Raw genomic sequence first — 14,800 nt, forward strand, 5'->3', positions numbered from 1 at the left:
TAAATTTGTTGTAACATATGTATACATCTATTTTGTATGAGATTAATCGGAGTGAGAATATGATAAATAAAAACCCTGGAACTGCCTTGTATTACGTGATCAAAGAGAAACTTTTAGAGCTTATTAAAAATGAAACCTATCCGGTAGGCAGTCAGCTGCCCACGGAATCCGAATTATGCCAGATGTTTGATGTTAGCCGAACAACCATCAGGCTGGCTTTGCAGCAGCTTGAGATTGACGGTAAAATTCATCGGGTCCAAGGAAAAGGGACCTTTGTATCCAAGCCTAAGATAAATGAGGCTCTCTCCCAGAGCATTAAGAGCTTTTCCGAACAAATGAAAGACGCCGGACTCGTTTCTTATTCAAAAGTGCTGACCTTAGATGTCATTCCGGCATATTTCTCTCTGGCTCAAGCTCTTGAGATTAAAGAAGATGACCCTGTCATCAAGCTGGTACGCTTGCGATATGGGGGAACAGAACCTCTTCAGCATTCCACATCGTTCATCCCTTGGAAGATTGCTCCTAGCCTGATCCAGGAAGATTGTTCAGGTTCATTATTCCAATTGTTGAGAACCAAATTTGAGGTTGATATCTACCGATCTATGGAATCAATTGAGCCTATCTTAACCAATCAAACAATGAGTGAATTACTAAACATTCCTGTAGGATCCCCTTCGTTTTTATTGGAGTCCATAACATATTCAACCAAACAATCCCCCATCGAACTCTCCTCTAGCATTGTCCGTGGAGATCGTTCAAAGTTTGTGATGGAAAGGTATTATGAAAAGTAACCAAAAGTATATTTTTAATAGTGATTAAGGATTTCTTAATAATTTTACTCACACTCAAAGATACAAAAGGCATGCAGACGATATTAAACGCCTGCATGCCTTTTCTCATTTAACTAACATCATTCTTCTCATCGTCCGATATAGCAGCTCCGTCCCCTTCGCAAGATCCTCCGGTGCAGAAAATTCCGCAGGATTATGGCTGATGCCGTCTTTGCAGCGGACAAAAATCATTCCGTAATCACACGCATAAGAGAGCATCAATGCATCATGGAAAGGCCCGCTCATGAGCTCTGGTGTTTCCAGTCCCATCTGTTTGCTTTCGTCGTGCATAATCTCCTTGATCCAGTCGGCACAATAACGCGGCTCACTGTTCGTATCTTCCTGAATCTCGTAGTTCAGCTGATACTTTTGACAGATCTCCTCAATTTCCTGCCGCAGCTGTTTCTCATATCGGTCACGGCGGTTTTGGTCAATGTCCCGCAGGTCGACGGTAAACGTTACTTCTTCAGCAATGATGTTTCTTGAATTCGGAAAGACCTGTACATGGCCGACCGTTCCAACCGTTGGTGCTCCCGGTTCCTGCTGGACGATCCGGTTGAGAGCGAGTGTGATTTCTGAAGCTCCCAGCATAGCGTCCTGCCGCATCCCCATAGGAACGGAACCCGCATGCCCCGCAAATCCCTTCAGCTTGACCGTCCACCATAAAGGGCCAGAGATGCCAGTTACAACTCCAATAGGAAGATTAGACTTATCCAGCACTGGGCCTTGCTCAATATGAAGCTCCAAGAAAGCATGGATGCTTCCCGGCTGATATTGTGATTCATGAAACTTGGCTGGATCACAGCCGAAATCACGCAAAGCCTGTTCTCTTGTAACTCCATCCTGGTCCTTACGCATTAAATCTCCTTCATCCAGCTTGCCCAGTATACCCCTGGACCCAAACAAGCCTCGGTTAAACCTCCATCCTTCTTCATCACAAAACGATACAACTTCGATCGGCCGGTCTGGTGTAATCCCCTGTTCCTTTAAGGTGGCTACAGCTTCAATGCCGGCAAGAACCCCAGCAGGCCCGTCAAAACGGCCTCCGTAAGGCTGAGAATCCAGATGTGAACCTATCATGAGCACCGGAGCCTTCCTATCCTTGCCTTCGATTCTGCCGATCAAGTTTCCAAAATGATCAATCCTGACAGACATCCCTGCTTCTTCCATCCAAGTACTTACAAGTTTAAAGGCTTCTTTTTCCACAGGTGAAAGGGCTGGCCTGCATACACCTGTTTCCCCAATCTTTCCTATCTTGGCCAACTCTTGCAAATGGGCATTCAGCCGTTCACTATTGATCTGAATCTGTTCAACTTTCACAGTCATTCCTCCTTTTTCAACGTACAAAAAGGCTGCTGAAAATGACTCAACAACCTCTTTGTCTATTATTCTGCCGGTGTAAGATTTTTTTGCTGATGAAACATGATAGACGAAAAATACTTTCTGGCATCTGCCGTTTGAAGAAGAAGAACTTCCCTTTCTTGATTCGTAGTACCTGTACGTTCAAACTCTACTGCGGCACCATCAAGATTCTCTGACACTCTCGTAATCTGATATCCCTGATACAGGAGAAAATCTATTTTTTCCTTTTCCTCAAAATATTCCTGTGATGCTGACATACCCCATCCTCCTTTTCAAGAGTGTGACTACCGATTATTTGGAAAGCGCCGCCAGCTGTTTCTGCCCTTCGGCATTGAACCGTTTTCTTTTAATATAACGGCCTTTTCCCAATTCGCCGACAAACGTTTTATCTTTAATAACAAACTCGCCTCTGGATAAAACAGATACCGGCTCACCAGTGATCTTTATTCCTTCAAACGCATTATAGTCAACGGCCATGTGATGCGTTTGCGCAGAAATAGTTCGTTCCTTTGTCGGATCAAAGATTACAAGGTCTGCATCACTGCCAACAGCGATCGTTCCTTTTTCAGGAAACAAACCAAACAGTTTTGCTGATCGGGTAGAAACAATGTCAACAAACTGGTTGAGCGTGATTCGGCCTTTTTTTACTCCTTCTGAAAAAAGTACAGAAAACCGGTCTTCGATGAACGGGCCGCCGTTAGGTATCTTGGTGAAATCTCCCTTGCCAAGATCTTTCTGGCCGTTAAAATCAAACGAACATTGATCCGAACCCAGCGTCTGAAGCTGGCCGCTTTTTAAAGCATTCCATAACGGTTCCTGGTGTTTCTTTTCCCGAAGCGGCGGGGACCAGACATATTTGGCTCCTTCAAAATCAGGCCTTTCCAATTCGGATTGATCAAGCACTAGGTATTGAGGGCAAGTTTCTCCATAAACCTGGTAGCCTTTGCTTCTTGCTTCTGCAATTTTTTCGGCTGCTTCCTGACAGGATACATGAACCACGTACAGCTGAGAATCAGCCAGCCCTGTCATCATGCAGGCACGGCCAGTTGCTTCACCTTCCAGTTCCGGCGGCCTCGTCAATCCATGATATATGGGATCCGTCTTCCCTTCTTCGAGCGCTTTTTTAGTCAGAAAATCGATGACATCCCCGTTTTCGGCATGTACCATAACGAGGGCTCCCTGTTCTTTTGCCATAACGAGCGTCTTAAACAAGGTTTCATCATCTGCCTGAAGCACGTTCTTATACGCCATAAATACTTTAAATGAAGTGATGCCTTCTTCCTCTATTACCTGTGGAATCTCCTTCATGACTTCTTCGTTTATTTCCCCAATCATAAGGTGGAACGAATAGTCGATGACGGCTTTATCCTTTGATTTGTTATGCCACGTTTCGATGGAATTTTTCAGTGGAACCCCTTTGTCAGTTAAGCAGAAATCGATAACCGTCGTTGTTCCTCCGAAGGCTGCAGCAATCGTACCGGTCTCAAAATCATCTCTGCTTACCGTACCGCCAAACGGCATCTCCAGATGGGTATGGGGATCGATGCCTCCCGGAAAGATATAGCATCCTTCAGCATCGATCACCTCCATGCCTTCACTTGGAAGGTTCTTTGCGATCATTGCTATCTTCCCGTTTTCAACGAGAACATCTGCCACAAACGTGTCAGATGCGGTTACGATTGTACCGTTTTTTATCACTTTTTTCATTTTGCTGCCTCCCGTTCATTATCTTTGTATCCAGCCAAAACCGTCTGGCGTTCGTTCCAAGTCATCGGAGGCTGCTCATGAGGAAGTTCAATCATGTCGATCGCACCTTCTTCAGGACATACAATCGAACAGAGGTTACAGCCTACACAGTCTTCTTCTCGGACTTCCAAATATTTTTGCCCGTTAGGATCTGTAAGCATATCAATGCATTGATGAGAAGTATCTTCACATGCAATATGGCATTTGTTGCAATTGATGCAGACATCATTGTTGATGCGGGCGACAATCCTGTAGTTTAGATCCAGGTTGCCCCAGTCAGAATAACGTTCCACTGATTTTCCGATAATCTCCTGAACCGATGAGATTCCTTTGTCATCTAAGTAGTTGCTTAAGCCATCAATCATATCTTCTACAATGCTGAAGCCGTGATGCATGGCTGCTGTACAGACTTGTACGCCTCCTGCCCCCATCAGCATAAATTCCACTGCATCCCGCCATGTTGATATCCCGCCGATTCCTGAGATCGGAACATTGATGTAAGGATTCCTTGCACATTCGGCCACCATGTTCAAGGCGATCGGTTTAACCGCAGGTCCGCAATAGCCTCCATGTGCTCCCTTGCCTGCAACATGAGGAATCGTATTCCAGGTGTCGATGTCCACACCGGCTAAACTGTTGATCGTATTGATCATACTGATTGCGTCCGCTCCGCCTTGAACGGCTGCTTTAGCGGTAACCGTAATATCCGTGATGTTTGGTGTCAGTTTCACAATGACAGGCGTTCTCGCAGCTTCCTTCGCCCACATCGTCTGTGCCTGGACCAGATCAGGCTGCTGTCCTGAAGCTGCACCCATTCCACGTTCAGCCATACCATGAGGACAGCCGAAATTCAGTTCCAGTCCATCAACGCCCACATCCTCTACCCGCTTGACGATTTCGTGCCATTTTTCCCTTTTCGGTTCTACCATTAAAGAGGCGATAATGGCATGGTTCGGAAACCTTTTCTTCGTTTCATAGATTTCCTTAAGGTTTACTTCGAGGGGGCGGTCTGTGATCAGTTCTATATTATTGAATCCTGCTACTTTTTTCCCGTTAAAACTAACAGCTGCAAAACGGGCGGTTGTATTGATGATTGGTTCACCCAGCGTTTTCCATACTGCTCCTCCCCAGCCAGCTTCAAAAGCACGCTGAACCTGATACCCCGAATTGGTTGGCGGTGCAGAGGCAAGCCAAAATGGATTTGGTGATTCAATTCCTGCAAGGTTAATACGCAAATCTGCCATATAAAGACCCTCCTAAGTGATTTGATTGAAAAACAAATGGTTACGCGGTCTCAATTATGGAATTCTTTAACGTCTGATGAATCGCATAAGCTGCTCTTTTCCCTTGCTGTGCAGCTGTAACGACCATCGCTTCTCCCTGCCCGTCACCAAAAATAACATCACCAGCAGCAAACACTTTTTCATTGGAAGTTTGATAGGTTTCAAGGTTGACCTTAACCGTTCCCCACTGATGTTCGAGCCCAAAGGATTCAATCAGATTGGTATACCTTGTCTGCCCGATCGCCTTAATGACTGCGTCAACCTCCAGAATAAATTCAGATCCTTCGACCGGAACCGGCCTTCTTCGCCCGTCTGTTCCTGGCTCGCCAAGCTGCATGCGGATGCATTCCAGCTGCTTCACCTTGCCTTTTTCATCTCCAATGATTCGTTTTGGAGCGGTCAGCCACCGAAATTCCACATTTTCCTGTTTTGCGAATTCAAACTCAAAATCGTATGCGGTCATTTCCTCCTGAGTCCGGCGGTAAAGGATTTTTACATTCTCCGCTCCCAAGCGAACGGAACACGTTGCCGCATCAATAGCTGTGTTGCCTGCCCCGATGACGGCTATCCTTTTGCCGATGTAAGCTTCAGAAAGTTCTTTTGTTTTAGTGTCTTCCACAAACTGAATAGCATCGTGGACACCGTCAAGATTTTCTCCTTCAATTCGGAGCATCGGTACCTTCGACATTCCCACAGCAAGTACTACAGCATCATATTCAGTAAGAACATCCGCTGCCTGAACATCTCTTCCGATCATCGTATTCGTTTTTATTTCTACACCGAGTTTTTCAACTTGCTGTACTTCCCATAATGAAACTTTTTGCGGCAGGCGGAAGGAGACGATGCCATACGTATTTAACCCTCCAGCCTGTTCTTTTGCTTCAAAAATAGTGACTTCATAGCCGAGCAGAGCAAGCTCTCGGGCTGATGACAAACCTGCAGGCCCGCCGCCGATCACAGCAACTTTTAAGCCGTTTTTCTCACCAGCCTTAAACAATGTCTGTTCGTTCTTGATCGCCCAATCTGTGGCATAGCGCTGAAGATCACCGATCATGATGGGTTTAGTGGAGTCGTTGAGTACACATGCTCCTTCACAGAGCTCCTCGGTCGGACAAACCCTTGCACAGCTTGCTCCTACAGGGTTCGATTCCATGATGATCCTTGCTGAACCCTTTAAGTTCCCAGATGCGATCTTTTTAATAAATGACGGGATGTTGATCCCGGTCGGACAGGCTTGAATGCATGGAGCATCATAACAATACAGGCACCTGTTCGATTCGTCCCTGGCTTCCGCTGGAGTCAATCCTGACCTTACCTCGTCAAAGTTTCGCTGAAGTTCTTGCAGTGAAATAAACGCTTGGCTTCCGTTACTCATTTTGTATGCCCCCTCTATTCTTTGGAATTAAGGCAAAAGCGTAGTCATTTCCTGATAGGTTTCAGGACGTCGGTCTCTAAAGAACTGCCAGGTATTTCTTACTTCACGGATCAATTCCTTGTCCATCTCACCAATGACCACTTCATCCTGATCACGGCTGCCCATGGCTACAAAATTCCCACGCGGATCGCAAAGGTATGATTGACCATAAAACTCCCCAAGGTTCCATGGACCTTCCGTTCCTACACGGTTGATCGCTCCGATATAATATCCGTTGGCAACCGCATGAGCCGGCTGTTCGAGCTTCCATAAGTATTCCGAAAGGCCAGCGACCGTGGCAGAAGGGTTAAACACGATTTCAGCACCGTTTAACCCTAGAAGTCTAGCTCCCTCCGGAAAATGGCGGTCGTAGCATATATAAACCCCTACCTTGGCAAACGCCGTGTCAAAAACCGGATATCCAAGATTACCGGGCTTAAAGTAATATTTCTCCCAGAAACCGTTGCCTTCATGGCCAACGTTCACTTGTGGAATATGATGTTTTCGGTACTTGCCAAGGTAGGAGCCGTCTGCATCAATCACTGCAGCTGTATTGTAATAGGTTGCAATCCCTTCTCTTTCATAGATTGGAAGCACAATCACGGTGCCCAATTCACGTGCCAATGCCTGAAATCTGCTGGTAGTAGGGCCGTTCGGAATTTCTTCCGCCGCATCATACCATTTGGCATTTTGTTCCGTACAAAAATAAGGACCATAAAAAATCTCCTGCAAACAGATGATTTGAGCTCCTTTTTCTGCGGCTTCCCTTACGAGTTTGATATGCTTTTCAATCGCCTGTTCCTTGTGAACCGACACGGATTCATTGCCATCTGCTTCATTGGAAGCTTGAATGAGACCAATCTTAACCATGTTTGACATCATATCTCCCCTTTTATTTAGTTGGTTAAAGTATCTAAAAAACAATAAGATGGATGTTGAACAACGATGAGGCATGAAACAGATTTTCATGTTAGCGGAAGGGTACAATTTGGTCTTACGTAATAACATTCTCCATGAACACTATGTAATCATTCTAAAATTCTGAATATTTTTACTATACATGCTTTCAAACAAATTTTCATTATACATTCCGTCAAATGTTGGAGCTGCTTTTCGTTACACTATGTTAAATTCACCTTTGAAGGAAACACCATGGCTCCTTTAGCTGGGAGCCATGATGAAAATTTAAGGCTCATTTCTAAAAGATTGTTGCTTTGGGAACCTTTTTGTAATAGAGCTTCATTGACAAGTTGATTGGAGTGGAAGGTGCGAGACTCCTCGAAAATGAATTTCACATTTTCTTCATGCGATATAACGCTGCCGAAGCCTTCCTTGTCCTGCGGGACGAGCGTGACAGGTGAAACCCGCAGGCGCTTGCGCCGAGGGGTTCAGCGCACGCCCCGCGGAAAGGGAGCAGCCTGAAACGGAAATCAACCACTCCCAAGGGCAACAAGGTTACGAAAACAGCCAAATTTAAAGGGAAAAGATGGCTTCTTTCAGTCTTTTTACAAGAAAGGCTGCATCCTCATCCGTAATATTCAGAGGGGGAGCAAGAGTAAGCACATTATTAAAGCCCGCAACCGTGTCTCCGTTTTTGCCGATCAGGAGTCCTTTCGCCTTGCACGCACTGATGACTCCGTTAACCTGGTCTACTGACAGCGGTACTTTCGTTCTTTTATCCTGAACAAGCTCTATGCCGAAAAGCAGTCCCTTCCCTCGGACGTTTCCAACATAAGGATGTGCTTCAAGTTCAGACAGCTCCTTTAATAGCTCTGCCCCCTTCTCTCTGGAGCGTTCGATCAGATTTTCGTTTTCCATGATCTCCAGGTTTTTCAGGGCGACTGCACAGCAAGCCGGATTTCCTCCAAACGTATTGACGTGGCGGAAATGATCATACTCTCCGTCTCCTTTAAATGCCTCGTAGATCTCACGTTTTACAGCTGTTGCAGACAGCGGCAAGTAAGAACTTGTAATCCCTTTTGCCATGGTCACAATATCAGGCTGCACGCCGTAATTCATGAAACCGAACGCCTTACCCGTCCGTCCAAAACCGTTGATGACTTCATCAGAGATGAGCAGGGCACCGTGTTTTTCACAGATTTCTTTTACTTTTTTCATATAGGTCTCATGCGGGATGAGGACACCGCCTCCAGTAATGATCGGTTCCATAATGACACCCGCAATGGTTTCCGAAAGCTCCCATGTCATCACCCGGTCAATCTCAGAAGCACATTCTTCACTGTAGGACTCGACATTATGATAATCAGGGAACCGGTAACTATCAGGTGGAGCAACATGGAGAAAGCCCTGTCCGAGCGGTTCGTATTTGTACTTACGCTGCGCCTGCCCGGTTGCCGCAAGAGCACCCATGGAGTTGCCATGATATCCTCGGTAGCGGGCAATGAATTTATAGCGTCCTTGCTCGCCCTTCTGCTGATGGTACTGCCTTGCGATCTTAAAGGCTGTCTCATTTGCTTCTGATCCGCTGTTTGAGAAAAAAATAACATAGTCACCGCCAAGCCATTGATTCAGTTTTTCACCTAATTCTATGGCTGGCTGGTGGCTTTGTGTCAGGGGGTAATAAGGCAGCTCTTTTAATTGGCTGTAAGCGGCTTCGGCCAGCTCTTTTCTCCCGTATCCCACATTGACTGACCACAGACCTGCCATTCCATCCAGATATTTTTTGCCTTCATTGTCTGTAATCCATGATCCGTCTGCTGATTTCACGACCATGGTAGAAGGGTTATACCGTTTCATAGAATGCCAGATGTACTGTTGATCTTTTTGCTGAAGAAGATCCCTTTGCTCGGTTTGCATCACAGTCTCTCCTCTCAAATTAAACAAAACGGGAAGTGATCATTTTTTTCTTTGTAAAAAAGTTTAGGCCGTCCTTACCGTTCGCATGCAGATCTCCATAGAACGAATCCTTTGCCCCGGAAAACGGAAAGAATGCCATTGGAGCTGGCACACCAACATTAACGCCAAGCATGCCAGGCTCAGCTTCTTCACGGAATTGGCGCACAGCTTTTGCATCCTGTGAATAGAGGGTAGCTGAGTTTCCAAACCTTGATGTGTTGACAATTTCCAGCGCTTCATCCAAATCGGCAGCCCTAAGAATACTGAGAACCGGAGCAAACAACTCTTCCCGAGCAATCATCATATCAGGTGTTACCTGGTCAAAAATCGTTGCCCCAAGAAATGTTCCGTCAGCATGGTTGCCCATATCTTCTCTTCCGTCCCGTACTAATACAGCGCCTTCTTCCTTGCCTTTTTCGATTAAGCCCAATACTTTTTCACGGTGGCTCTGACGGATGATCGGTGTCAGCAGAACATCCTCATCCATGCCATATCCCATTTTCATTTCATCCGCTTTATCCTTTAATGCTTGAACAAAGGTATCCTGATGGCCGACTAATACAACAGCGCTGCACGCCATACAACGCTGGCCAGCACTTCCGAACGAGGAACTTAGGACGTTCTGGACCGCTTTATCCAGATCAGCATCCGGCAAGACGATATGATGATTCTTTGCCCCTGATAATGCCTGAACTCTTTTTCCTTTAGCTGCTGCTTTTTCATAGACGTACTTCGCCACTGGCTGAGAGCCGACAAACGAAACCGCTTTCACATCTTCGTGCTCAATCAGTCCGTTAACGACATCGTGGGCACCATGGACAATATTGAAGACTCCTTCTGGCAATCCTGCTTCTGCCAATAGCTCTGCAAGACGGTTAGCAAGAATTGGTGTTCTTTCAGAAGGCTTAAGTACAAACGTGTTTCCGCATGCGATCGCCAGCGGAAACATCCAGCATGGCACCATCATCGGGAAGTTAAAAGGTGTTATGCCTCCTACAACACCGAGCGGATATCTAAACATTTCTGAATCAATGTCTTCAGCGATACTGCCAAGGGACTCACCCATCAAAAGGGATGGAGCTCCACAGGCAAACTCAACACATTCAATGCCGCGAAGTACTTCCCCATAGGCTTCTTTATAGCTTTTGCCGTTTTCCATAACGACAAGCTGTGCGAGCTTTTCGTGGTTTTCTGTTAACAGCTGCTGGTATTTAAATAATACTCGGGCACGCTTTGGCACGGGAACCTTCTTCCAAGTTTTAAACGCTTCTTTCGCTGCCTGCACTGCCTGTCCTACCTCTTCCTTCGTCGAGATTGGCACGCTCGCAAGAACTTCACCCGTAGCCGGGTTGGGCACATCGAGAAATTCAGAGGCCGATGAATCCACCCACTGGCCTTTTACGAAATTTTTAAGCGTTTGAGCTTTATTTGTCAACACTGTCATAAAATTACCTCCCGTAACAATTTTTAAAATATTCTAAACTTTCCAATTCTATTATATCTGTATAATACACAACTTTCATTAGACATAACGTAAAATGGTTTCCCTTAATTGGTATACATAATGGTAAATAAAAAGAGACTGATATAGGTTCAGCCTCTACAGTTCCATATATTCATGAGCCATCGCGGCAAATTCAAGGGCTTGGCGCTTTCCGGGTTCCATAAAATCTTTGCCAAGCAATTCTTCCAGCTGCTTAATCCTGTGGTACAAGGTCTGCCTGACAATAAAAAGATGGCCGGCTGTTTCTTGCTTGGAACCGTTGCACATTAAAAATACCTTCAGTGTGTTCAGAAGTCTTGTATTATTCTTTGTGTCGTATTCAATCACAGGCTTGAGATAATCTTGAATAAAATCATCGAGCTCTTGCTTGTCCTGAATCATGGAAATCAGGCGGTACATGTGGAGATCGTCATAAAGCGGACTGATTTTTCCTTTTGCAAGTTTGGTTTGAAGCATTAACGCCTTCTGAGCTGTATCATAGCTTTTATCCAGTGCACTTAGTCTGCTTATCCATTTACCGACCGCCATAAAGAGCAAAGGAAGTTTCTGATTTTCCCTTGCCAGATGGATTCCTTTGCGCACCCTTTCTTTGTATGAAGCAGCATCCCTAAGATTAATGAGGATAAAGATGAGATGGTCGCTTTTTGCATAGGGCAGGATATAAAAACCGAGTGGTTCGAAAATGGACCGGAAAACAATCTGTATGTACGGATATTGTGTTTCAGTAAAACCGGCCTCTCCGTTTTCAAATTCAACACAAAAAACAGACGCCCCTTGATGTCGGCCTTTCATTCCCAAATATACGAGATGCTTTTCGATCTCCTCGTCACGGTGGCGTCCCTCCAGCCACTCTTGCATCCAGCTGTTTTCTTCCGCTTTCTTTTTTTCAGCGGTATACATCTCCCGGAGCAGCTGGTTGGCAATGGCTGTAGCCGTCCGGTCTGCCAGGAGGACGTGCAGATCAGTAATCGGCTGGTCTTTCGAACAGAGAATCAGCTCTGCGAATTGATGGTCAAGCGCCTGGATGGGCTGCCTTACCACCGAGGAGCTTTCCTTGTTTTTTTCAATAAAATCCAGCCATTCTTCCTGCTCTGGAGAATCCACGGCAGGGAACAGTGCCACGTTTTTCTGGCTTTGTATAAAAACCACCTGCATCTTGACGGAATGGTGGAGAAGTTTAAGTATATTTTCCTGTGGATTTGAGCTTAGCAGCAGCTGATTCAGCGCTTGTGAAAAACTCTCAAGCTCTGTGATCATCTTATAATGCTGCTGGATAAGATAAGTATGCAAGTCCTGGGTAATATCGATGAAACGGACTTCTTCTTCAAACAATATGATGGGAAGCCCGTGATTTTCAGCAGCTTCAAGAACCGATGCCGGCACAGCCGACAGTTGAGTTCCAAGCTCGATGCATAAACCAGAAACATTCAGCTCAATAAGTTCCAGCACAAAGGAAAGAAAGGCTTGTTCGTTGTCTTTCCATGCCATACCTGTCGAAAGAATTAGCTCGTTTCCGTTGAGGAGATTTCCGATCTGAGCGACCTCCATCACATGAACCCATTTGACGAGACGGTTCAGCCCTTTGCTGCCGGCGGCTACTTTCGCTTTGGAAAAAGTACTCCTCTTCAGTACATCATTTATGGTCAATTTCAGATGAAGAACGATACCGGCACCCACTTTCCGTCAGAATATTTTTCTCTTTTATTTTACAACACCCGCTCCCTTTGGGCTAATTATTATCAATATTTGAATTATCTTCCGAGTCGCTATCGTAAGTATGAGTGAAACTGAAATCCGTGTGGGTTGAAACAGTGCTTCCGGTGTTGCCAAAACCAGAACCCGCATAAAATTTCTCATTTCTTTTCGGATTAATAACCAGGCTATTACCAATGGTAAATACGCCGCTTTCCCGAACGGTATTGATATTAACAGCTCCGACAGTCGCAGGCATCCATAACTCCTCCTTACCTTTTTAACCTATCCTATGTAATATTCTTTGAAAGGGTCTTTTCTTTTCAAAAAGAAAAGACCTCCTATAAGAGGCCTTCACTGTTTTCTTAAGGAATGGCATAGATATCAACGTTAAATTCTTGATCGTTTGTTTGTTCCGGGTTGGCGATGTAGATGTCTTTCACAGTTTTAATATCTGTTACTGATCCGTCTTTCAGGTCATTAAAAATGGTTTCATCAATACCCAGGTTGTCATCATGCATCACATCAAACTGAGCAGTTTTTGGACCTGAGGTGACTTTCCATTTCAGTTTGCTAGTATAAGCAGGTATGTTTTTTAGGGAAAAGTTATCGCTGGATCTATGGTCCTGTCCTGGCTTGGGAGTACCATATGATGAAATGGTCCCCACTTTTACAGGAGCCTTTACTTGTACGTAAAACGGATCATCATCCAATATACGGTCATAGGCATACCAGGCAGCAAGCCATCTTCCTGCCGCATTATTGGATTCCTTTGGTATGAGTTTGACCGAAAACCAATCCTGGCCATTTGTTGATGACCCTTCCCAAGTGGAAGCAAATGGGAATTCATCGCACTCTTTACCTGTCCGGTCTTCATCCTTAAATTCCTTGTTGCATACGGATCTAGTCTTAGCCCTGTTTTTTGCATATTCTTCGGGATGCCTTTTCGTATACATACGTGTAAGAGGACGGTCTCCCAATGCTCCAGGTATTTTTTTCCCTAACTTATAAGGTTTGGTCTTCTCCGGATGATCCATCGCAAACTTCCAATGTTCACCTGCTTCTTTTAGAGGAGCGAATTCTGCCTTGGTAATCGGTACATTTAAAACGGCATCCGTTTTACTAAATATCGCTCCCTGCCAAAAATGCTGGTCTGGAAAAGCAAACATGTATTTTGCTGAATCAAAACGAACTCTCTGTTTAATACCATCAATGGTTTTAGTAAACTTCTTAGGTGCATGCTTAATGGTGAGTTTGGGCCAGAAATCCATATACCCGATCTGATCAGGGTTATATTCACTGGCAGGAGGAGCATCTGAAAGGAATGTTTTCAAACCAAAGTTTGTGTTTTTCCACTGGGCAATGGTACGTTCTATGGCAGGAGTCTTAGAATCGGGTTTGCAGTCACCTGCATTGATTTTAGCCTGACAAACTAGATCAATTTTCAGTTTGGCACCGTTTAACGAAGGATTGGTAACAAGAATATCATCAATGCTGTAATATACTCTCATTTTCCGGCTCTGATTGGATCCGTATCCGATTTCTGTAAACTGAATTTGCACACCGTCATATGAGCAGAAACCAAAGCGGCATGACCTTGGTATCTGGTAAGTAGCCACATGGGACCAACAGAAAGAATAATGATTTTTTATATAGCCTGTTTTTGAGCTGCTGGATGAGTTGTCTCGGCACTCTTCCACAGTACTGATATGATCATAATCAAATGCCGGCGGCTCCCAGCCCAACGCAGTAAACGTTGGCGGTCCCATCTTTGATTCATATGCCGAGTTGCTTTGCTTGTCTTCTTTTCTTAGCTCTTCCAGGGTCTGAACTCTTTTTAGAGTTTTTTCCTGAATCGTTTCCTCGCTATACCTTTCTACAGATTTCCCTTCCTTCATGAGCATTGTTGCCTGTTTCATCTTCTCTTTACCGCTTTGAAGCCAATAACCTCCTCCGTTTGGATTTGATTGTGCCTCTGCTGGTGTAACTATCCCAATGATCAAAAATAACAAGAGTGCAGCGGAAACGATCAGCCTGTACGACCTGGACATTTCATTACCTCCTCTTTTATTTTGATTTGGAAACCAGGGCTTTAAAAAAAGGGAAGGGCTTT

The 14,800-nt window shown here is 45.0% G+C and carries 12 protein-coding genes; 1 reads left to right on the top strand and 11 read right to left on the bottom strand.

The window, feature by feature from the left end:
* Positions 1–59: 59 nt before the first annotated feature.
* Positions 60–791: a GntR family transcriptional regulator gene (locus tag M1K46_RS09690; RefSeq protein WP_062232473.1), complete on the top strand. Its 732-nt coding sequence runs from the start codon at positions 60–62 to the stop codon at positions 789–791.
* Between the two features lie 105 nt (positions 792–896).
* On the opposite strand, the gene M1K46_RS09695 is transcribed toward M1K46_RS09690, so the two are convergent.
* The 11 genes from M1K46_RS09695 to M1K46_RS09745 form a co-directional block, all read right to left on the bottom strand.
* A complete protein-coding gene (locus tag M1K46_RS09695) occupies positions 897–2,156 on the bottom strand; it encodes a M20 family metallo-hydrolase (RefSeq protein ID WP_256225888.1) in 1,260 nt (419 codons plus the stop codon).
* A gap of 59 nt (positions 2,157–2,215) precedes the next feature.
* Positions 2,216–2,449, bottom strand: coding sequence for a hypothetical protein (locus M1K46_RS09700; RefSeq protein ID WP_256225889.1), 234 nt, complete (start codon positions 2,447–2,449; stop codon positions 2,216–2,218).
* Positions 2,450–2,483: 34 nt separating this feature from the next.
* On the bottom strand, positions 2,484–3,899 hold the full coding sequence (gene hydA, locus M1K46_RS09705; protein ID WP_256225890.1) for a dihydropyrimidinase: 1,416 nt from the start codon (positions 3,897–3,899) through the stop codon (positions 2,484–2,486).
* Entirely contained in the window at positions 3,896–5,182 is a 1,287-nt protein-coding gene (gene preA, locus M1K46_RS09710) for an NAD-dependent dihydropyrimidine dehydrogenase subunit PreA (protein ID WP_256225891.1), read from the bottom strand. The genes hydA and preA overlap by 4 nt, the downstream gene beginning before the upstream one ends.
* 40 nt (positions 5,183–5,222) lie before the next feature.
* Positions 5,223–6,596 carry an NAD(P)-dependent oxidoreductase gene (locus M1K46_RS09715; RefSeq protein ID WP_256225892.1) on the bottom strand — a complete coding sequence of 458 codons (1,374 nt, stop codon included), beginning with the start codon at positions 6,594–6,596 and terminating at the stop codon, positions 5,223–5,225.
* 27 nt (positions 6,597–6,623) lie between these two features.
* Complete coding sequence (locus M1K46_RS09720; RefSeq protein WP_062232482.1) at positions 6,624–7,514, bottom strand: nitrilase-related carbon-nitrogen hydrolase; 891 nt, start codon at positions 7,512–7,514, stop codon at positions 6,624–6,626.
* Positions 7,515–8,108: 594 nt separating this feature from the next.
* Positions 8,109–9,455: an aspartate aminotransferase family protein gene (locus M1K46_RS09725; protein ID WP_309144582.1), complete on the bottom strand. Its 1,347-nt coding sequence runs from the start codon at positions 9,453–9,455 to the stop codon at positions 8,109–8,111.
* 16 nt (positions 9,456–9,471) lie between these two features.
* Positions 9,472–10,935: a CoA-acylating methylmalonate-semialdehyde dehydrogenase gene (locus M1K46_RS09730; RefSeq protein ID WP_256225894.1), complete on the bottom strand. Its 1,464-nt coding sequence runs from the start codon at positions 10,933–10,935 to the stop codon at positions 9,472–9,474.
* A gap of 156 nt (positions 10,936–11,091) precedes the next feature.
* Positions 11,092–12,672: a PucR family transcriptional regulator gene (locus M1K46_RS09735; RefSeq protein WP_256225895.1), complete on the bottom strand. Its 1,581-nt coding sequence runs from the start codon at positions 12,670–12,672 to the stop codon at positions 11,092–11,094.
* Positions 12,673–12,724: 52 nt separating this feature from the next.
* Positions 12,725–12,946 carry a spore germination protein gene (locus tag M1K46_RS09740; protein WP_053358199.1) on the bottom strand — a complete coding sequence of 74 codons (222 nt, stop codon included), beginning with the start codon at positions 12,944–12,946 and terminating at the stop codon, positions 12,725–12,727.
* A 106-nt stretch (positions 12,947–13,052) separates the two neighbouring features.
* The gene (locus tag M1K46_RS09745) at positions 13,053–14,738 is read right to left on the bottom strand and encodes a NucA/NucB deoxyribonuclease domain-containing protein (RefSeq protein ID WP_256225896.1); all 1,686 of its coding nucleotides are present in this window, start codon (positions 14,736–14,738) and stop codon (positions 13,053–13,055) included.
* Between the last annotated feature and the right edge of the window lie 62 nt (positions 14,739–14,800).

It is taken from the genome of Fictibacillus sp. WQ 8-8, from assembly GCF_024494405.1.
GTDB classification, from domain to species: Bacteria; Bacillota; Bacilli; order Bacillales; family Fictibacillaceae; genus Fictibacillus_C; species Fictibacillus_C marinisediminis.

What these genes read in the sequence shown, in the direction of transcription:
- M1K46_RS09690 (WP_062232473.1), top strand. Translation starts at nt 60, where the DNA reads ATGATAAATAAAAACCCTGGAACTGCCTTGTATTACGTGATCAAAGAG.
- M1K46_RS09700 (WP_256225889.1), bottom strand. Translation starts at nt 2,449, where the DNA reads ATGTCAGCATCACAGGAATATTTTGAGGAAAAGGAAAAAATAGATTTT.
- M1K46_RS09720 (WP_062232482.1), bottom strand. Translation starts at nt 7,514, where the DNA reads ATGTCAAACATGGTTAAGATTGGTCTCATTCAAGCTTCCAATGAAGCA.
- M1K46_RS09745 (WP_256225896.1), bottom strand. Translation starts at nt 14,738, where the DNA reads ATGTCCAGGTCGTACAGGCTGATCGTTTCCGCTGCACTCTTGTTATTT.
- hydA (WP_256225890.1), bottom strand. Translation starts at nt 3,899, where the DNA reads ATGAAAAAAGTGATAAAAAACGGTACAATCGTAACCGCATCTGACACG.
- preA (WP_256225891.1), bottom strand. Translation starts at nt 5,182, where the DNA reads ATGGCAGATTTGCGTATTAACCTTGCAGGAATTGAATCACCAAATCCA.
- M1K46_RS09740 (WP_053358199.1), bottom strand. Translation starts at nt 12,946, where the DNA reads ATGCCTGCGACTGTCGGAGCTGTTAATATCAATACCGTTCGGGAAAGC.
- M1K46_RS09695 (WP_256225888.1), bottom strand. Translation starts at nt 2,156, where the DNA reads ATGACTGTGAAAGTTGAACAGATTCAGATCAATAGTGAACGGCTGAAT.
- M1K46_RS09730 (WP_256225894.1), bottom strand. Translation starts at nt 10,935, where the DNA reads ATGACAGTGTTGACAAATAAAGCTCAAACGCTTAAAAATTTCGTAAAA.
- M1K46_RS09715 (WP_256225892.1), bottom strand. Translation starts at nt 6,596, where the DNA reads ATGAGTAACGGAAGCCAAGCGTTTATTTCACTGCAAGAACTTCAGCGA.